Consider the following 19021-nt stretch of genomic DNA (forward strand, 5'->3'; position numbering starts at 1 on the left):
ACCGACCGCGCCTGAGGCGCGGCCGGTCGTCCGCCCCTGCTCCGCTGCGCCCGGCCGTCACCTCTCTCCGCGCAGGAGCCCCCGTTGTCCTCGTCGTCCACCCCTGCCCGCACCCGGGCCGGGGTCCTCCAGGTCTGTTCCGCCGGTGCCCTGTGGGGCACCGCACCCGTCGCGTTCGCCGCCGTCGGCGACCTGCCCCCGCTCGCCGTCAGCGCATGGCGGATCACCGTCGCCGCGGCCGTCCTCGGCCTGCTCGCCGCCGCGACCGGCGCCACCGCCGCGGTGCTCACCGCCGTGCGGGCCGCCCCGGTGCCGGTCGTCGTCATCGGGCTCGGGGTGGCGGCCTACCAGGCGCTGTGGTTCGCCTCGATCCCGCTGGCCGGCGCCGCCGTGTCCACCGTCGTCGCGCTCGGTCTCGCGCCGGTCGTCGTCACCGCCTGGGAGGCGCTGCGGACCCGCCGGACGCCGTCGCCCGGCCGGCTCGCGACGATCGCCGTCGCGGTCGCCGGACTCCTGCTGGTGGCAGGCGTCGACGCCGGGACCGGTACCGCCCCCGCGGCCGGCGTGCTGCTCGCGGTCGCCTCCGGGCTCACCTACGCCGCCGTCACCGTGCTCGGCCGGCACGCCGCACCCCGGATGGCGCCGCTGGTGCTGACCACGGCGACGACGACCGTGGGCGCACTCGGGCTGCTGCCGCTCGCCGTGCTCACCGGGCCGGTGGCGACCACCGCACTGGTCTCGCTGCTGGCGCTCGGTCATCTCGGCGTCGTCACGATGGCGGGCGGGTACCTGCTGCTCTACGCGGGCCTGCGCACCGCATCGGCCGGCACCGCCGCCGTCGCGACGCTGCTGGAACCGGCGACGGCCGCGGTGCTCGCCGTACTGCTGCTCGGGGAGTCGCTGCCGGCGCACGGGGTGGTCGGGGTCGTGCTGATCCTCGGCGCGGTCACCGTGCTGCGGAACCGCTGACGCCGGCACAATCCATGCGAATCGCATATGATTGCCCGATGGAATCCCACGTCGAAGCCGTACTCACCGAGTGGCACGACGCGGTGAACGCCGGCGACACGAGCCGCTCGGCCGCCGCCGTCGGCGACCCGGTCGTCGTGCTGGGACCGCACGGGGCGGGTCCGATCACCCCGTCCCGGTTCGCCGAGTGGGTGCGGCATTCGGGCATCCGGCTGACACCGGTGTCCTGGCACCCGGTCAGCGACCGGGTGATGGTGGTCGAGGAGGACGCCGTCTGGCCGGGCGAAGAGAGCGCGGTCCGCGTCGCGACGATCTTCCGCGTCGTGGACGGCACGGTCACCGCCGCCCTCCGGCTCCCGGACCTTCGGTCGGCCCTCGAACTCGCGCACCTCAACCGCGAGTTGGCCGCGACCGAATGACCACGCCGGGAACCGGACAGCTGCTGTTCTCCTTCGTCCGGCACTGGTCACGCCGCGCGGCCACGCACGACGCCTCCGTCGCCGAACGGGGCCGACTCGTACTGGTGACCGAGGCTGTGGCGGCGCTGCACGGCCGCGGCCGGCCGCCGACCGTGAATGCGATCGCCGGCGAGATCGGCATCGACCAGAGCGGCGCGTCACGACTGATCACGAGCGCCGTCGACGCCGGGTATCTCACGGTGACGACGGGGGCGTCGGACGGCCGCCGACGTGAGGTGTCGGTGACCCCCGCCGGACGCCTGGTCCTCCGGCAGGCGCACGCATGGCAGGAGGAGGTCTTCGACGAGCTGACCGCGGGCTGGAGCGAGAAGCGGCGCCGGGACTTCCACACCGCCATGGCCGATCTCATCGCCCGGTCCGACCAGGTCAGCGGGTGAGCCCGCGGGTGCAGGCGGTCCGCTCGCCCGAGCGCGCGGGCGGTTCCGGCCGCACCCCCGTGCAGAGCCGGGACCCAGGGGTGGTCGGGGCGTCGAGGTGGACCCCGCCCCGCCGCCGACGCCCATCGGCGTCCACGGACGGATGGCCCGCGTCCCGGCCACTTGACCATGCCGCGGCGGCACGGTGTCACCTGGACCGCACCGCCACGGACCGTCAGGAGGCCGGAATGGTGTCCCTGGATGCCGAGGACCACGCGCGCGCCGTGGTGCCGCAGCTCTCCGACGGCCGCCGCTTCGTCTACCGGGCCGGGGCCGCGACCTGCCGGTCGACCCGGCGGCTGGCATCCGGCCCGTCGCGCCGCCTGCTGACGTCACCATCCACCACCTTCGTGCCGGGAGGCATGCCGTGTCCCTACCCCTCCACCGACCCAGACCGGACGACCACGACCCGGCCCGCGCCGCGACGCCGACACCGGTCGCCGAGCGGTCGGTAGCTCCCGACCTGGCCAGGGGGATGATGCTGCTGCTCATCGCACTCGCCCACGCCCCGTGGTTCCTGTGGAACTCTGAGCTCGGGTCGACCCTGATGCACCCGGCCGAGGGCGGGACCGCCGACCGCGTCGCGCAGGCCGTGACGATCGTGTTCGTCGACGGGCGGGCCTGGACGCTGTTCGGGCTGCTGTTCGCCTACGGGATCGGTCAGCTCTACGCCCGCCGCAGCGCCGCAGGCAGCACCGACCGCGAGATCCGCAGGCTGCTGCGCACCCGTCACTGGTGGCTGCTCGCCTTCGGCCTCGTGCACGCCGTGCTGCTCTGGCAGGGCGACATCCTCGGCACCTACGGACTGCTCGGACTGCTGCTCGTCCCGCTGTTCCTGCACCGCAGCGACCGAGTCCTCAAGGTCTGGATCGGGCTGCTGCTCGGGGTCGCCGCTCTGGTCAACATCGGCCTCGCCGTGCTCGGCCAGCTCGTACCCGCCGGGGCGGGGGCGATGGCGCCGCAGCAGCAGGCCGCCGCGGAGACCGGGTACCTCACCTCGGCGCTGCTCCGGCTGGCGCTGTGGCTGCCGTCGCCGATCTCGTCGCTGGTCGGGCTCGTCATGCCGGCCGCGTTCCTGATCGGGCTCCTCGCGGCCCGGCACCGCATCCTCGACGAACCCGGCCGGCACCTCCCGCTGCTGCGCCGCACAGCCGTGATCGGTCTCGCGCTCGGCTGGGGCCTGGGGTCGCTGCAGGCACTGCTCCACCTGGGCGTGCTCTCGGTGCCCAACCCGTCGGCAGTGGTCTCGTTCCACCTGCTCACCGGCATCTTCGCCGGTGTCGGCGTGGCCGCCCTGTTCGGGCTGATCGCACACCGGGTCGGTACCCGCCGCCCCCTTCCGGTCCGGGCGCTCGTCGCGCTGGGCCGCCGGTCGCTGTCCGGCTACCTCGCCCAGTCGTTGATCTTCGTCCCGCTGCTGGCGGCCTGGGGTCTGGGGCTCGGGGCGCACCTGACCAGCGCCACCGCCATGCTGGTGGGGATCGGCGTGTGGCTGCTGACCGTCGTCGTCGCCTACCGGTTCGACGTCGCGGGGGTCCGCGGTCCGGCCGAGGTGCTGCTGCGCAGGCTCACCTACGGCGGCCGCCGAACGACTTGACCATGCCGCTGCGGCACGGTCTTCACTGGACTCGCGCCGGGTTCCGCCCGCAGCATGCTCACTCGACCGCTGAGGGCGACCCGGCCTCCATCGAACTGCACCGCAAGGAGGAAGCCGTGTTCGAGCACAAGATCCTGAAGTTCACCTGGGGCTGGAAGGGGTTCGACTACAACACGATGGAGCAGGAGCTCAACGAACTCGGGGCCCAGGGCTGGGAGGCCGTCGGAACCATAGTACCCAGCGTCGGCGCCGGGCAGTCGATCGAGATCGGGATCATCGTCAAGCGGGCGCGGAGCAACTGAGGGCGGGGCCGATCTCCGCTGGAGGACTGAAGGTCGCTGACGAGTAGACCCGGATGCCCGGCGTGCGCAGGTCGCCGACGCCGTGATCGACGAGATCGCCGCACACGGACTTCGCTCGGTGACCCTCGCGCGGATCTCGGCGCGCTCCGGCTTGGCCATCGGGAGCATCCGGCACTATTTCGGTGACAACCTGCGGGAGGTCATGTCGTTCACGTTGGGCGTCCTGATCAAGCGCGCCGAGCACCGCAACCCGGGGCTCTCCGACGATCCGGCCAGCCGGGTCGCCGAGGCGATCGTGCTCACCGCGCCGACCAGCGAGCAGGAACACAAGGAGAACATCGCACTCGTCGAGTACCGCGTCATGGCCCGCACCGACCCGGAGTTCGCAGCCGAGGTCGCCACGACCTCGCTCGCGACCACTGAGGCGATCCGCTCGCTACTGCGCGCAGCACTCGCCGACCGCACGATCGACGAAGAAGCACTACACCGCGAAGCACTTCTCCTGCTCACCCTGGTGGAAGGCTCCTCACTCGGTTCGGCTCTGGTCTCCACCCCACTGCGCGAGGCAGACGTCCGCGCCGTCGTGACGAACACCCTGCACCGTATGCGCGACGCGTACCCGCCTCGCCGGGAGGTGCCGGTAGATCACCTCGAGACCTGAGCCGGCGCACGATCGCCACCGGTGGGTTGCGAGGGGCGGTCCGGTCATCCCTGCGACCTCGTCCTGCCGATGCCCGGCCGCGACCTCGGACATCGGAGACCCCGCTAGCAGCTGGGAAGCTCGGACTCGATGGTCGCGACCCGCTGTGCCGTCCGGTAGGCGTCGGCGACGCGATCGGCAACGGACGTGTCGCCCCGCAGCTCGAGGGCGTCCTCGCCGGAGATCTCACCGGCGCGGGCCGCCCGGGCAGTCCGGATCGCGGCGGCCCAGTCGCCGACGTAGGTGAGATCAGCGGCGTGTACCGGTGCCAGGGAGAACCGGGCCCCGGTGCCGCGCTCGAACGCCAGCACCCAGTGCACGGTGCCGCCGTCCGGACCGTCGTGCAGCTCGTAGGCGATCGTGTAGTCGCGGTCCAGCGCCGCGCACGCCTCCCGCACGTCGGGTGAGCTGCCCAGCAGATCGTTCATCCGAGATACGTGCTCGCTCGACATGAAGACCACTGTGGACATACTGCTGTCTCCTCGAGTCGTCGCGTCGTACGTCATGCCCGACTCATCCCATGACGGTGCCGCTGCTGCCGGTGTTGACCGCACGCCGCCGGGAGAAGGCCGCGAGATCGATCACGGCACCGGTCCGCTCGGCGACGAACTGGACGGGATCGGTGTCGTGATCGCCGCCGCCCTCGACACGGTCGATGATCGCCGTCATGAACCGGCCGACGACCGGGGCGTTCTTGAACTGGTTGCCGCTGGTTCCGATCGCGACGTAGAAGCCGGGCAGATCGGTCCGGTCATAGACCGGGGTCCAGTCGTCGGCGACGTCGTACACCCCGACCACCCCGCGGGCGCGGTGCGGAACCTGCAGCTCCGGCAGCCGTCGCGCCGCCCGCACTGCCTGGGCTTCGAAGACCTTCATGGTGGGGTTCGGATGCGCGTCGTCAGGACACTCCAGCCACTGGAAGGGGTCGCATTCGGGTTCGGTGCCGCCGATGAGCAGTCCCCCGCCGACCTCGCCGCGCAGGTAGATGCCGAGGTCCATGTCGGCGACGGAGGTGCCCTCGCCGCCCTCCGGGTGAAGACCCGCCGGCGCGCGGACGTGAGCGACCTCCTGGCGCATCGGCGTCAGCGAGATCGTGAAGTCCGAGCCCACCCCGGCGAGCCGGTTGATCGCCGACGACCAGGGTCCCGCGGCGTTGACGACCACGTCCGCGTCGATCCGGGTCCCGTCGTCGAGCAGGACCGCGCGGACCCGATCGCCGCGCTCGATCGCCGTGACCGCGCGGCGCAGCAGGAACCGCGCGCCGTGACGTCCCGCGGCCCACGCGAGGTTCCGGGCCGCGAGCTGCGGGTCGCTGACATAACCCGCATCCGGGGTGTGGACCGCCCCGACGGTGCCCTCGGCGTCGTCGAAGAAGCGCTCGTCGGCGATGGGCTTCGGCGGCCAGTAGCGGCCGACGTCGATACCCGGGATGCGCTGCGCGAGCGTCGCGGAGTCCCACTCCTCGAAGGGCACGCCTGCCCGCTCCAGGTGTGGGACGAACATGCTGCGCGGGGCCACGGCGACGTCGAGAAGGGCCAACCCGGTGCGGACGTACCGGGTCATCCCGGCCGGGTCCGCGCCCCCGAGATGGTCGGCCCACGCCTCCCAGGCGAACCGGGACTCCCAGGCCGCCGCGACCCCGGCCCGGGTGGAGAAGTTGAATCGGACCACAGCGCTCGACGCGCTGGTGGAGCCGTGCCCGACCCCGCCCGCCTTGTCGACGACGACGACCTGCCGACCGCCGCGGGCGAGCTCGAGTGCGATCGAGGAGCCGACCACTCCGGCTCCGATGACCACGGCGTCAGTTCTCATGGGCGTCCTTGTCCGGAGGGCCTGCATTCGCGACCAGCATGGTCGGGACCCCGGGCGCGACGACAGCTGCAGCTGTCACGTGGTTCGGACCTACCGGAACGACAGGTGTCGACCTCGGCGCGCTACCGGCTCGGTCGGTCCGGTGACGTCACCAACCGGTCGTACGTGCCCGCCAACCGAGCGATCTTGATCCCCAGGTGGAAGGCGAGGCGGTCACCGCCGCTGGCGAAGCTCAGGCCGGTGAGCTGCTCGATGCGCGACAGACGCTGGTAGAGCGTCGCCCGGTGGATGTGCAGCTCCGCGGCGGCCCGCTGCACGTCGCCCGCGAGGTCCAGGAAGGTCTCCGCCGTCTCCAGGAGCTGCCGGGCACCCCGGTGCTCGGCCAGCCGGAGCAGGGGCACCGGATACGACGAGATGTCCAGATCTCCGGGCGCGAGCATGGCGAGCAGCCCGTAGACGCCGATCCCCTTCCAGGTCACCACGTCCGCGAACTCCGGCAGGTGCTGCGCGGCGCGGTTCGCGATCACCGCGTGCTGATAGGCCTGGCGGGCCTCCGCCAGGCCGTCGTCGTGGCTCTCCGTGCCGGCCGTCCAGCGGTCCCCGGTCGCCCGGACCAGCTCGGCGGCGACGCGAGCCGCGACCTGCTCCACCTGGTGGCCGGCCACCTGCTCCCCCACGACGAGGACGACCAGGCCGGTGCGACGGACCCACACGAGCGTGCTGCGTTCGGGTGCGCGCCGCAGAACCTGGTCGGCGGCCTGGGCCAGTGCCGTGGCGAGGACCCGGTCGACGTCGGCGTCGTCGGCGGTGGGGCGGCAGCCGATGACAGCGACCTCGACGTGGTCGGCCTCGCGGAGCAAGTCGTCCTCGCGCAGCTCGGAGAGCGCGTCGCCACGGGTGGCCACATCGGACGACACGAGGCCTCGCAGGAGCACCTCCATCCGGGCTCGCCGGCGCTCCAGCGCGAAGTCGCGACGGTAGAGGCGCAGTCCGATCTCCTCGGCGACCTCCACGGAGTCCGCGATCTGCTCCTCGGGCAGTGGAGCGTCCTCGATCAACCACAGGAACCCGAGCAGCAGGCCCGCGCACCGGATCGGCACGCACAGCCGGGGTTTGATACCGGGGAGCGGCACGGTCAGGCGGGCCGGCTCGGTGAGCTGCCAGACGTTCTGCGCCTGCACCAGCTCGCGGACCTCGTCGCCGACATCCCGGCCGAGCACCGAACGGACGCGTGTCTCGTCCTCGTCACCGAAGTGCCTGCTGGCCGCGAGCAGGCGGATGCTCGGGTCGTCGACCGCAACCGACCGCTGCAGTCGCTCGGCCAGCGCGTCGACGGCCTCCTGCAGGCCGGCCTCGTCCTCGGTCCCGGCCGTGTGCAGCCGGTCCCATGCCCGCTTCGTCACGACCGCACGACCTCCAGACGTTCACACGACGCAATCGCAGCATAGGCATCCGGCGACAGCACAGGAGTACATGCGCACCGGCGGGAGCCTGCGCTACCGGGCCGGCATGTGGAGCTCGAACCAGTCCACGGCCCGGGCCAGGAAGTCGATCTGCGCCGGGTAGGCCCGCACCCCGTGCCCCTCCTGCGGGTAGATCGCCAGCACCGACTCGACGCCGTGTGCCCGCAGCGCCTGGTGGAACTCCTGGGCCTGGCCCGGTGGGGTGCAGTTGTCCAGTGCCCCCGCGACGTTCAGGCACGGAGTGCGGACCTTGCTGGCGTGCAACACCGGGCTCCGGGTGTGCGCCCGGGTTCCGTGCTGCTCCGGGTCGGCGTCGAGGAACCGGTTGCCCCACGCCGCGATGTTGCTCGTGAAGCCCTGGCTGTACCAGTCGGTCACCGGGGCGATCGGCACGGCGGCCGCGAACCGCCGGTCCTGGGTGACCAGCCACGACGACATGTAGCCGCCGTAGCTGCCACCGATCAGGCCGACCCGACGCTCGTCGACCACACCGCGGTCGACGAGCGTGTCGATCCCGGAGAGGAAGTCGTGGGTATCGGCCCCGCCCATGTCGCCGACGACCATTCCGGCGAACTCCTGGCCGCGCCCGGCACTGCCGCGCGGGTTCGGGTTGAGCACCGCGTACCCGCGGGTCACCAGCAGCGGAACCCACGACGAGCGCATCGACCACTGGTTGCGGAACGCCCAGATCGGCCCGCCGTGGACGTTCACCACCAGCGGAAACGGACCGTCCCCCGCCGGCGTGCACAGCACCCCCTCGATCTCCGTGCCGTCCGGGGCGTCCCAGGTCACTGCCTCCGCGGTCCCGGCGACGGAACGCAGGTAGTCGGTCCCCGGGTGGGCCACCGAGGCGAGCACCCGGTCGCCGTCGGGACCGGATACGACGAGCTGCTGCGGCAGCTCGTAGGACTCCTGGATCGTGCACACCCTGCCGTCGCCGGTGAACACGCCGTCCGGGTGGAAGGTGCTCCCACCGCACGCCGACGCCGTCGAGAAGATCTCCGACACCTCGGTCGTCCCGTCGCGTGCGACGTCGATGACGCCCGCGACCGAGTCCAGGTGCCGCAGTCCGACATAGCCGAGCCGGGTGTCGTCGAGCCACTCCAGCCGGGTGACGTCGGTACCGCTGACGTCGACGCGCCGCACCGCCCCCGACGCGGGGTCGATGACCAGCAGGTCACCGGCCACCACCCAGCGGTCGCTGCACACCGCCTCGACCACCGACAGCCACCGGCCGTCGGTCGAGCCGGTCGGCAGGGCGAGCTGGACGTCGCTGCCCAGCACCTTCCGGGTCGAGCCGTCCGGCTCGAACAGGCTCAGATCCGCGCGGTACCAGTTGTCCTCGCCGGGCCCGTCGGAGGTAATCGCCGCGACCCGCTCCGGCCCGCACCAGCCCGCCTCCCAGCAGTTCACCCCTTCCGCGGAGAGCCGGTCGAGCGCACCGGTCCCCGGCGTGTACAGCCAGAGGCTGCGCCAGGACTGCTCGCCGACCCCGCCGTCGATGCGGGGGAACCACGACGGCGTCTCGTCGGCGCTGCGCCGGTTGATCCCCGATCCCTGCCCGCCGGACAGGTCGGCGCCGAGACCCGCGACGCCCAGCAGGATCCGGCTACCGTCCGGTGACCAGTGCAGGTACTCGACCGTGCCGGGCACCTCGGGCGCCGCCTGCGCCTCACCCAGCCTGCCGTCGACGAGCAGGTGGAGCTGGGACACCCCGCGCTCGGTGCGGTCGGCCAGGAACGCCAGTGTGTGCCCGTCCGGCGAGAACCGGCCCGACCGCGCCGACGCGCCCGCGGCCGACACCTGCCGGAAGCGGCCGTCCTCTGCCGTGTAGAGCGCGGTGCGCGGCACCCCGTCGAGCCCGTCCAGGACCTCGGCGGTCACCACCGTGCGCTGCCCGTCCCGGGTGACGTGCGGCTCCCGGATGCTCGACGGGCCGCCGAACCCGGGCTCGTGCAGTGCCTGCAGGTGTGCGAGGACCCTGTCGTACTGCGCCTGCTGCTGCGTGCTCCGCTGTGTCATCGGGCCCTCCCGGATCCTGCCGTCGTCTCCTGTGGGCGAGTCTCCCCGGCGGACGGATCGACGGGCGTCAGATCCAGCCGCTGCATCAGGAAGGCGAGCCAGTGGGTGGCGTGGGTGATGCCTTCGGACCGGGAGGTCGCCATTCCGTGCCCGACGCGGTCCCAGACCCGGAGCAGCTGCGGTGCGGTGGTGTCCGGCACCGCCTGCACCCGGGCGACGAACTTACGGATCGGCCCCGGCGGGCACGCGACGTCCGCACCGCCCGCGTGCACGTACAGCGCCGGGTACACCGTACCGTTCTCGATCAGCTGGTACGGCGAGATCCCGGCGAGCCGGGTCACCTCGTCCGGGTCGTCGAGGTCGCCGTACTCGCCGCCGATCGCGAACCGGCCGTAGGGATGGCGATGGCAGCCGACGACATCGAGGATCGGGCACTGGGCGACCACCGCCGCCCACAGCTCGGGGCGCTGGGCGAAGGCCACCCCCGCCATGAGCCCGCCGTTGCTCCAGCCGGTCACGGCGAGCCGGTCCGGCGTCGTCACTCCGGTGCGGATGAGGTCCTCCGCGATCGCGTACAGGTCGTCGAAGCTGTTCTGCTTGTTCCGGAGGCGCCCGGCGTCGGCCCAGCCCGAGCCGAGGTCCCCGCCCCCGCGCTGATGCGAGATGACCAGCGTCCCGCCGGCCGCGACGAACGCCGCGACGGGCCCGGGGAACTGCGCGGGCCAGGCGACCCGGCCGCCGCCGTAGGCGGTGATGAGCGTGGGCGAGGGCTGCGTCTTCTCCGCGGTCTTCTCCGCGCCGGCCGGCCGGACGACGTGGTAGGGCACCTCGGTGCCGTCCGCGGACCGGGCCCAGTGCAGCGAAGCGCCGGCCCCGGGCAGGTGAACGCGGGGTTCGCGCAGAGTGGTCAGCTGTCCCGAACCCGGGCGGTAGCTGTACACGCCCGGTGACGACGTCGGGGTGGAGAACGCGAAGAGGAACTCCTCCGGGTGCTCCGGCGGCACCAGCGAGGCGTTGGGCAACACGTCCAGCGGGAGCGCTCCGCGGCCGGGCAGCGGTACCTCCTCCAGTTCGCGGCCGTCGAGATCGAAGACCCAGGCACGCGCCTCGGTGTCGACCGATCCGGTCACCACCAGCCGGTCGCCGATCAGCCGGACATGGCTGAGCACGCGGTCGGACGCCGCGACCAGCTCCTGCCAGCCGGCGGGGTCCGACGGCGCCGGGGCGTCGAACGGGATCGCGACGATCCGGCCGAGGCGAGCGTCGTGATCGGTGACCGCGATGTACCGGTCGCCGTGGATCACGCCCGCGACCGACGCGTCGATCCCCTGGACGAACGGTCGCCACGCCCGCCCGGGCAGGTCGCACACGTACTGCGGCAGTGGCCACACCGCGGAGACGACCGCACGCGTGCCGTCCGCGGAGACCTGCACGGTGGTTCCATGGGGGACGTCGAACGGTTCCGGCGCGTCGGGAGGAGGGGTGCCGACGGAGTGGAAGTACGTTCGCAGGGCGAACGTCTCGGAGGACATGTCGGCGGCCGTGTAGAAGAACCCGGAACCGTCCGGAAGCCACTGTGGAACGGTCAGCGGGCCCATGGTCCGCTGCGGGATCCGGTCCGCGAGGCGATCGCCGGTCTCCGCGTCGAGCAGCCTGACCTCGCCGAGCTCGGAGCCGTCCTCGCAGACCGCGAACGCGACGATCCGCCCGTCCGGTGATGGCGCGAACCACGAGATCTGGCGATTGCCGTCGGAGTTCGGGTCGTAGAGGGCCGTTCCGGGGAGGTCCGGCCCGTCGGAGACGACGAGAGCGGCCCGTTCCGGGTAGTCCGGAGCGGGCGACCGGTCGAGGCGGAACCAGCGACCACCTGCGAACCGCGGCGCCGGCTCGACCATCCAGTTGCTCGAGCCGGTCCCGTCGGCGGCGAACGCGCCGACCGACGCCTGCAGCGCGGCGAGATGCGGCCACCCGTCGATCATCGTGTCGGTCAGCGACTGCTGTTCCCGCTGCCAGGCGGCCACCTCCTCGGAGTCGTCCTCCAGCCAGCGATAGGGATCGGGGAACCCGATGCCCGCCACGACGTCCTGGACGTCGACGGTCCTTGCTTCCGGGTACTCGGGACGTTCAGCGGGCATCCTCGGGTCCTTCCTGATCGCGAGAAGCCGACCGATTGTGGTCTCCGGGTCGCCGCGTGCGCAGCCGACGATTGCCGACACTCCCCCGCGTCGAGCACGACATCTGTGAGTCGGGCGCGGGGCGCAGGCCGGTCAGGTGTAGCACGGGAACCGATGTCCACGAGATCGACGCAGTTCGCGAGGGTGACCGACGAGAGTGCCCGGCCGCTCGATTCGTCGTCGTCTCGGGCGCGGTCTCACTGTGACCCCTGCGGTGACCTCTGGCACGGGTGCCCCGCCGGTGCGGTCGAGATGCTCCGCGCCTCCTCGTCCACCCCGAACGCCCGGGAGTCCCGATTCCGACCCTGACCCGCCGATCCGCCCGCCTGCTGGGCCACTACCTGGAGATGTGCCGCCGTGGTCGTCGGCCTGCTGCTGCTCGACCCGCTCTGGCCCGAGGTCTGGACATCCCGCCCCGACACCGGCGCCGCGATCATGGCCGTCAACATGATCATCGCCATGGGGGCGTGGATGCGCATCCGCCGCCACCGGTGGGGCCCGACGGAACCACCCGGCATCCGCCCGCCGCGATACGCCCGCACATCGCATCCGGCCACGACAGCATCGTCGGTGCGCCGATGAGCAAGAGCATCGGTGCATCGTCGGCCCCGAAGGAATCGATGCCCAGGGTGATCGCGCCGATGTCGATGGTGGTCATCGGTCAGGGCCGCTTCCCGTAACCGAGCGCTTCGACGATCCTGCCGTCCGCACGAGCATCAGGTTCACTCCCCGATAGTTTTCGGCTCCGGCAATCCGCCAGCGGATGACCGCCCGGTCGCCGTGGATGTCGACGCGCTCGACGGTGAACCGGATCGTGGGAGCGAGTACCAGGCCCTGCCAGCCGGCCAGGCACTCGGCGTAGCCCGTCCAACGGTTGCCCTCGGGCTCCGGGCCGGTCCCCTCCATGACGCAGTCGTCGGCGATGAGATCGACGAGTTTCTCGGGGTCCCGCTCGAGGAACGCTGCGTTGTACCGGTCGATCACGTCTGCGGTGTCGGGCTTGGCTCCATCGTCGATCGAGGCGCGTCCTCCCGACAATTCCCTGGAGGGAGTCGCGGTGCCGCAGATCCCCCGTGACCATGACGGTGTGGGAACTCCCTTCCCGATCGAGCTGCGCCGCCGTCGCTCGGCGTGCCGGATGAGCCAGATTGAGCTCGCGATACGGGCGGGCACCACACAGCGGCACGTCAGCGCCGAGGTGACCACGCCGAAGTTGCCGCCGCCGCCCCGCAGCGCCCAGAACAGGTCCGGGTGGTGTTCGGCGTCGGCCCGCACGAGGGATCCGTCGACGAGTACGACGTCGGCGCCGAGCAGGTTGTCCGCCGCGAGCCCGAAGCGCCCGATCAACGGGCCGTAACCCTCGCCGAGGGTCAGCCCGACCATCCCGACCGCTCCGGAGGTGCCCGTCACGGCGGTGAGCCCGACTCTTTCGGCGGCCGACACGACATCGGACGACAGTGCACTACCCACGACGACGGCGTGACGGGCCTCGGCGTCGATGTGCACGGTCCGCATGCCGGTCAGGTCGACGACGGCGTTCCGGTCCTCCGGGTCTCGCGCGCACTCGCCGAGCTGAACAGCGGGCAGCGGGCCCTGAAGGGGCCGAAGTCCGCCGCCGGCCGGCGCACTGTGGCCCTGCCGGCCGCAATTCTCCCGGAAATCCGCGAACACCTGCGGCTGTACGCCGAGCCCGGTTCCGACGGCCGGCTGTTCATCGGTCCCAAGGGCGCGTCGCCCCGTCGCAGCGCGTTCAACAAGATCTGGAAGAAGGCTGTTCAAGCTGCCGGAGCGAAACCGCTGCTGCACCTACACGACCTGCGACACACCGGCGGGACGCTGGCCGCGCAGACCGGCGCGACGCTGCGCGAGGTGATGTCCGAATCGGGCACGGCAGCGCACGGGCAGCGCTCATCTACCAGCACGCGACCAGCGAGCGCGACCACAGGATCGCCGAGGCGCTGGACCTCATGATCCGCGAAGCGCGAGCGGCCGGAGAGGAGGCCGCGAGATGACCTCGCACCACTGATCTGGCACGAAACTGGCACGAACGCGGAACGGCGCCCCTCACAAGATCGGGAGTGGGCGCCGTTTCCGCTGGTGGACCTACCTGAGCGGGCGACGGGAATCGAACCCGCGTAGCCAGTTTGGAAGACTGGGGCTCTACCATTGAGCTACGCCCGCATGCCCGATCGTGCCGATCGGACGTCCACGAGCGTATCCCACTTCGAAGCTCTGAACATCCCCGCCCCCGGGTACGTACCGACATCCGGGTAAGGACGTTCAGGAGGTTCCGGACACCGATGATGATGGCGCGCAGACGCGGGCTGCGGTCCGTGGGCTCCCCTCCGGAGGCTCCGCCGCCGGACCCGGGGCTCGACACCGAGGCCGGGCTCAGGGCCGCGTACAGCGCCCACGGCCCGGAGATCTACCGTTACGCGCTGCGCCAGCTGGGCGACGACGGCGGCGCCCAGGAGGCGGTGCAGGAGGTGTTCCTGCGGGCCTGGCGGCGGGCCGACTCCTACGACCCGTCGCTGGCGAGCCTGCGGGTGTGGCTGTTCGCGATCGCGCGCAACGTGGTCGTCGACGAGATCCGCCGGCTGAACGTGCGACCCTGGCGCAGGCAGCTCACCGACGAGCCGGAGTCCGGACGGGACTCGATCGGCCCGGCCGAGGACACCCTGGTCGACACCTGGCTGGTCGAGGAGGCGCTACGGCGGCTCCGGCCCGAGCACCGGCAGGCGATCGTGCAGGCGTACCTGCGCGGGCGTCCGCACGCGGAGATCGCGGCGGAGGCGGGGGTGCCGGTCGGGACGATCCGGAGCCGGGTGTTCTACGGGCTGAAGGCGTTGCGGCTGGCGATGGACGAGATGGGGGTGGAACCGTGACTCCGGACGAGCACCGGGCCCTGCGCGAGGCGCTCGGCGACTACGCGCTCGGGCGCCTGCCCCGCGACGAGGCGGCGGCGCTGCAGGCACACCTGGATGGCTGCGCGGACTGCCGCGCCGAGCTGGCCGAGATCTCCTCCGTGCTGCCCGCGCTGCGCCGGGTCGATCCGGCGCGCCTGGACCACACGCCGTTCCCGCCGCCGGACCTGGGCGACCGGATCGTGTCCGCCGCCCGCGCGGAGGGTGCCCGTCCGCGGCGCCGGCCGCGCTGGCTCCCGGTGGCGGCCGCCGCGGCGGTCGCGGTGCTGGTCGGCGGGGCCGTCGGCTACGCGGCCGGCGACTACGACGGGATCCCGCGGGAGCCGGTCGCGGTGCAGGCCATGGACCCGGCGGTGCAGGCCACCGCGGTCGCCATCCCGCACACCTGGGGCGTCGAGATCGTGCTCGACGCCGACGGGTTCCGGGCCGGCTCCACCTACCGGGTGGTGGTCGAGGCGGACGACGGCCGGGAGGTCGGTGCCGGCGAGTTCATCGGGACCGGCGACAACCCGATGATCTGCAACCTGAACTCGTCGGTGCTGCGGTCGGACGCGTCCGGCTTCAAGGTCCTCGACACCTACGGCGAGACCGTGCTGCGGGGTGACCTGACGGCCACCTGACGGGCCGGCCGGGCTCACCGCAGCCGGCGGGCCGCGTTCGCCATCAACCCGAGCAGGAACAGGGTGCTGACGAGCGCGGTCCCGCCCGCCGACACCAGCGGCAGCTGCTGCCCGGTCACCGGGAGCAGGCCGACGACGTAGCCGACGTTCATCGCCGCCTGCACGACCACCCAGGTCGCGGTCGCCGCCGTCGTCAGGCGCAGGAACGGGTCCTTCGTGCGCGCCGCGATCCGCAGTCCCACCCAGCCCAGCAGGGCGTACAGCGACAGCACCAGCAGCCCGCCGACCAGCCCGAGCTCCTCGCCGATCACGGCGAAGATGAAGTCGTTCGCGGCGTTGGGCAGGTAGTCCCACTTCGCCCGGCCCTGGCCGAGGCCGGTGCCGAACACGCCGCCGTCGGCCAGCGACAGCAGCGCCTGCCGGGACTGGTAGCCGGCGCCGAGCTCGTCGCCGGCGCCGAGGAACGTGGTGATCCGGTCCCGTCGGTACCCCGACGTCAGGCCGAGCACCGCGGCGCCGGCAACGGCGCCGCCGCACATCGCGGCCAACGGGCCGAGCGGGGTCCCGGCGAAGTACAGCAGCGCCAGCACGATCACGCCGAGCGCGACCGTCGTGCTGAGCGCGGGCTGCATCATCATCAGCGCCGCGATCAGCAGCCCGACCGGCACCAGCGGCAGGACGGCGTAGCGCGCCAGCCGCACCGTGCGGCCGCGCAGCGCCAGCACGTGCGCGCCCCACAGCAGCACGATCACCTTGGCCGCCTCGCCGGGCTGCACGGTGAACCCGCCGACCGAGATCCACCGCCGGGCGCCGCCGCGGACCTCGCCGATCCCCGGGACGAGTACGGCGATCAGCGCGGCGACGCAGCCGAGCAGCAGGATCGGCGTCCAGGCCCGCAGCCACGACGGCCGGACCACCATCCCCAGGCCGAACGCGGCGATCCCGACCACCAGGAAGATGATGTGCCGGACGAATACGGTGAGCACCATGCCGTCGGCGACGGTGCGCCCGCCCGCCGATGCGGACAGCACCATCACCACGCCGACCAGGAGCAGCGTCCCGGTCACGCCCAGCACCAGGTGCAGCGGTGGCACCCGGCCGAGCCGGGCCAGCCGGGCCCGGAGCGACGCCGCGGGACCGGCCGGCCGGTCACCCGACCCGGACCGCGTTCTCGACCTCGGTGACGTCACTCGCTCAGTGTCCGGCAGATCCGGGCATCGGCGACGTAACCGGCCGGCACGGCGCGCCCTGCAACGGTGTCACCCGGCCCGGGCGTGCACCACGAGATTGTCGATGTAGCTGCGCTCCCCGCGGTCGAATTCGCCGGCGCAGGTGACCAGCCGCAGCACGTCGCTCGACGTGGCGCCGAACACCTCGAACGTCGGGAACTCGTCCTTGGGCATCTGCTGGGTCCGCTCGACGACGTACTCCTCGACGGTGCCGTCGCTGCGCCCGACCTCGATCACGTCACCCGGCCCGAGATCGCGCAGGTCGAAGAACACCGCGGGCCCGGCCCGGGAGTCGACGTGCCCCAGCAGGACGGTCGGGCCCGGGTTGGTGCCGCGGTCGAACCAGCCGACCCGCGAGAAGTCCTGCGGGACCTCCGCGGTGTTGTCGTCGGCGACGCCGAGCCGCAGCAGCTCCGGCTCGTCCACCCCGATCGCCGCGATCCGCAACGACGTCGGCAGCACCTCGCCCTGCTCCGCGACGACCGGTTCCTGGGTGATCGGCGCGGTGGGCGGCTCGGGCGCGTCCGGCGCGTCGGTCGCGGCGGGCGCGCCGCACGCCGTCAGCATCAGGAGCAACGCGACGACGCCCGGGAACAGTGCCGACAGCACTGGTCCCGGGCGCCGGTCACGCGCGTGCTCAGCCCTGCGCACGGCTCCGGCGGACCAGCACGACGCCGGCCCCGGCGGCAGCGGCCAGCCCGGCCGCACCGATCGCGTACATCGCGGCGTCGTTCGAGGTGCCACCGGCACCGGTCTCGACACCACCCATCGGGACCTCGGTCAGCTGGCCGCGGACGGTGCCCGCCGCGTAGTCCGCGGTGTGGGTGTCGGCGGTGAAGCCGGCCGGGTTCGCCTCGATCTGGCTCAGGGTGAAGCCGGTCGCGGTGTCCTCGCCGTTGTCACCCTCCAGACCGGTGGTGAACGGGCCCTGCAGGCAGCCGGACGAGGTGCGGGTGTCGCCCTCACCGGTCGGGTCCGGGAACGCCAGCCGCGGCGGGCCGGGCTCGCCGACGTTCGCCTCGTGGATGTGCGTCGCGGTCTTCGCCGGGCTCTCGTACTCCCCGGTCACCCCGCGCAGGGTGATGTCGTAGCAGATGATCTCGTCGTCGCTGTTGATCCGGAAGTTGAACTCACCGGTCGCGCCGGGCTCGCCCGGGACGGACTCGCCGTCGTTGTTGATGATGGTGTCGGGGGTGGCCATCACGGTGTACATGCTGGTGAAGGTGTCCGGCTCCGGCACCTCCGTCTCCTGGGCCATGGCGATGCCCGCGGTTGCGGCGAAGGTGAGGGCACTCGCGGCCGTGACGGCGGCCAGGCGGGGGAGGGTGCGACGCATCTCGGAGTCCTTTCTGACTTTTTCATCCTTGATGCCGGTCTCTACGGACCCGCCGCCCCCGGCGTTCAGCCGTCACCCGATCGTGATCAGCGGGGCCGCCCGAAGACGTCCGCGACCATCCGCTCCCACGCCGCGACCGCGTCGGCCGGCGGCAGGCCGAGCTGCCCGAGCAGCCCCAGGCACTCGCCGTCGGCGCCGGTGAGCAGCACCGTCGACACCGGGCCGTGCACGCTGTGCGTGCGGACGACCCGCAGCTCGGCGACGTCGCCCGGGCCGAACGCGAACTGCGCCGGACCCGACACGACGCCGACGACGTCGCCGGTCTCGACGTGGTCCACCCGCCCGACCGTCGCCTGCAGGCATCCGCGGTTCGGCACCGCGAACCCGACCGGGACGCCGTGCTCGCACAGCGCGCACAGCAGCTCGACGACGGGCAGGAACCCCGACGGCGGCACCGACGGGCGGGCGAGCCGGTCCAGCAGGTCCGCGTCGCCGGTGGTGACCAGGTCGAGCAGGCCGAGATGGTCGAGCTCGCCCGGGTCGTCCGGGAAGACCGGCGGCTCGGGGGCCGGGCCGGGCGAGCGCGGTGCCAGGGCCATCACGTCGACGACGAGCGCCGCCGGTTCGGACACCAGGTGCGACCGGTGCACCGCGGTCCCGTCGTCGTCGAACATCCACAGTCCGGCCGGCTCCCGGGAGTCGTCGTCGGGGGCGGTGCTGATCAGGGCCGACACCGCGCTGCGGGACAGCCGCAGGTTCACCAGCCCGGCCCGGACCGGGAACGCCTCCCCGGCGAACGTCGGCGGGGCGAAGGTGCCCAGCTCGGTGATCAGCGCGCTGCCGTTGGCGGTGGTGGCGACGACGTCCTCCAGCAGCGGCAGGTGCCGGGCCAGCGAGTCGGGATCGAGATCGAGCCGGGTACCGACGCGGTGCGCGAGCAGCAGGTCGAGCTCGGTGCGAGGCAGGGTCACGGGGATG

At 72.5% G+C, this 19021-nt stretch carries 20 protein-coding genes and 1 tRNA gene; 10 read left to right on the plus strand and 11 right to left on the minus strand.

The window, feature by feature from the left end; all coding sequences use genetic code 11:
* Positions 1–84: 84 nt before the first annotated feature.
* From ACVJO7_RS12225 to ACVJO7_RS12250, 6 genes are all read left to right on the plus strand, one after another.
* A complete protein-coding gene (locus ACVJO7_RS12225) occupies positions 85–969 on the plus strand; it encodes a DMT family transporter (RefSeq protein WP_491672954.1) in 885 nt (294 codons plus the stop codon).
* A 38-nt stretch (positions 970–1007) separates the two neighbouring features.
* Positions 1008–1388, plus strand: a complete 381-nt coding sequence (locus tag ACVJO7_RS12230; protein WP_491672955.1) for a nuclear transport factor 2 family protein — start codon at positions 1008–1010, stop codon at positions 1386–1388.
* On the plus strand, positions 1385–1825 hold the full coding sequence (locus ACVJO7_RS12235) for a MarR family winged helix-turn-helix transcriptional regulator (RefSeq protein WP_491672956.1): 441 nt from the start codon (positions 1385–1387) through the stop codon (positions 1823–1825). The genes ACVJO7_RS12230 and ACVJO7_RS12235 overlap by 4 nt, the downstream gene beginning before the upstream one ends.
* Before the next feature lie 406 nt (positions 1826–2231).
* Positions 2232–3461 carry a DUF418 domain-containing protein gene (locus tag ACVJO7_RS12240; protein WP_491672957.1) on the plus strand — a complete coding sequence of 410 codons (1230 nt, stop codon included), beginning with the start codon at positions 2232–2234 and terminating at the stop codon, positions 3459–3461.
* Positions 3462–3463: 2 nt separating this feature from the next.
* Positions 3464–3763: a DUF4177 domain-containing protein gene (locus tag ACVJO7_RS12245; RefSeq protein WP_491672958.1), complete on the plus strand. Its 300-nt coding sequence runs from the start codon at positions 3464–3466 to the stop codon at positions 3761–3763.
* An 82-nt stretch (positions 3764–3845) separates the two neighbouring features.
* On the plus strand, positions 3846–4424 hold the full coding sequence (locus tag ACVJO7_RS12250; protein WP_491672959.1) for a TetR family transcriptional regulator C-terminal domain-containing protein: 579 nt from the start codon (positions 3846–3848) through the stop codon (positions 4422–4424).
* Positions 4425–4528: 104 nt separating this feature from the next.
* On the opposite strand, the gene ACVJO7_RS12255 is transcribed toward ACVJO7_RS12250, so the two are convergent.
* The 5 genes from ACVJO7_RS12255 to ACVJO7_RS12275 form a co-directional block, all read right to left on the minus strand.
* Positions 4529–4933 carry a hypothetical protein gene (locus ACVJO7_RS12255; RefSeq protein WP_491672960.1) on the minus strand — a complete coding sequence of 135 codons (405 nt, stop codon included), beginning with the start codon at positions 4931–4933 and terminating at the stop codon, positions 4529–4531.
* Between the two features lie 43 nt (positions 4934–4976).
* Positions 4977–6275, minus strand: coding sequence for an NAD(P)/FAD-dependent oxidoreductase (locus ACVJO7_RS12260; protein ID WP_491672961.1), 1299 nt, complete (start codon positions 6273–6275; stop codon positions 4977–4979).
* 122 nt (positions 6276–6397) lie between these two features.
* A complete protein-coding gene (locus ACVJO7_RS12265; protein ID WP_491672962.1) occupies positions 6398–7678 on the minus strand; it encodes a PucR family transcriptional regulator in 1281 nt (426 codons plus the stop codon).
* A gap of 93 nt (positions 7679–7771) precedes the next feature.
* Positions 7772–9760 (minus strand): S9 family peptidase, encoded by a 1989-nt coding sequence (locus ACVJO7_RS12270; protein ID WP_491672963.1) that lies wholly within the window; start codon positions 9758–9760, stop codon positions 7772–7774.
* A complete protein-coding gene (locus ACVJO7_RS12275) occupies positions 9757–11895 on the minus strand; it encodes a prolyl oligopeptidase family serine peptidase (RefSeq protein ID WP_491672964.1) in 2139 nt (712 codons plus the stop codon). The genes ACVJO7_RS12270 and ACVJO7_RS12275 overlap by 4 nt, the downstream gene beginning before the upstream one ends.
* A 396-nt stretch (positions 11896–12291) precedes the next feature.
* Here ACVJO7_RS12275 and ACVJO7_RS12280 point away from each other — a divergent pair, with 396 nt between their 5' ends.
* Positions 12292–12516: a hypothetical protein gene (locus tag ACVJO7_RS12280; protein ID WP_491672965.1), complete on the plus strand. Its 225-nt coding sequence runs from the start codon at positions 12292–12294 to the stop codon at positions 12514–12516.
* Between the two features lie 72 nt (positions 12517–12588).
* Here the strand turns inward: ACVJO7_RS12280 and ACVJO7_RS12285 are convergent, their stop codons facing one another.
* Positions 12589–13440 (minus strand): nuclear transport factor 2 family protein, encoded by an 852-nt coding sequence (locus tag ACVJO7_RS12285; protein ID WP_491672966.1) that lies wholly within the window; start codon positions 13438–13440, stop codon positions 12589–12591.
* Between ACVJO7_RS12285 and ACVJO7_RS12290 the strand changes: the two genes are divergently transcribed.
* Positions 13414–13905, plus strand: a complete 492-nt coding sequence (locus ACVJO7_RS12290; protein ID WP_491672967.1) for a tyrosine-type recombinase/integrase — start codon at positions 13414–13416, stop codon at positions 13903–13905. The genes ACVJO7_RS12285 and ACVJO7_RS12290 overlap by 27 nt on opposite strands.
* Positions 13906–14044: 139 nt before the next feature.
* Here the strand turns inward: ACVJO7_RS12290 and ACVJO7_RS12295 are convergent.
* Positions 14045–14115 (minus strand) — tRNA-Gly (locus tag ACVJO7_RS12295).
* Between the two features lie 152 nt (positions 14116–14267).
* On the opposite strand from ACVJO7_RS12295, the gene ACVJO7_RS12300 reads away from it, so the two are divergent.
* Entirely contained in the window at positions 14268–14819 is a 552-nt protein-coding gene (locus ACVJO7_RS12300) for a sigma-70 family RNA polymerase sigma factor (protein WP_491672968.1), read from the plus strand.
* Entirely contained in the window at positions 14816–15478 is a 663-nt protein-coding gene (locus tag ACVJO7_RS12305; RefSeq protein WP_491672969.1) for an anti-sigma factor family protein, read from the plus strand. The genes ACVJO7_RS12300 and ACVJO7_RS12305 overlap by 4 nt, the downstream gene beginning before the upstream one ends.
* 14 nt (positions 15479–15492) lie before the next feature.
* Here ACVJO7_RS12305 and ACVJO7_RS12310 read toward each other — a convergent pair whose 3' ends face one another.
* The 4 genes from ACVJO7_RS12310 to ACVJO7_RS12325 all read right to left on the minus strand — a co-directional run bounded on the left by ACVJO7_RS12310 (position 15493) and on the right by ACVJO7_RS12325 (position 19014).
* Positions 15493–16668: a peptidoglycan glycosyltransferase FtsW gene (locus ACVJO7_RS12310; RefSeq protein WP_491672970.1), complete on the minus strand. Its 1176-nt coding sequence runs from the start codon at positions 16666–16668 to the stop codon at positions 15493–15495.
* A gap of 69 nt (positions 16669–16737) precedes the next feature.
* On the minus strand, positions 16738–17316 hold the full coding sequence (locus ACVJO7_RS12315; protein ID WP_491672971.1) for a class F sortase: 579 nt from the start codon (positions 17314–17316) through the stop codon (positions 16738–16740).
* Positions 17317–17344: 28 nt separating this feature from the next.
* A complete protein-coding gene (locus ACVJO7_RS12320) occupies positions 17345–18043 on the minus strand; it encodes a CHRD domain-containing protein (protein WP_491672972.1) in 699 nt (232 codons plus the stop codon).
* An 86-nt stretch (positions 18044–18129) separates the two neighbouring features.
* On the minus strand, positions 18130–19014 hold the full coding sequence (locus ACVJO7_RS12325) for a ChuX/HutX family heme-like substrate-binding protein (protein WP_491672973.1): 885 nt from the start codon (positions 19012–19014) through the stop codon (positions 18130–18132).
* Positions 19015–19021: the final 7 nt, after the last annotated feature.

This window comes from Pseudonocardia sp. DxW, from assembly GCF_058448985.1.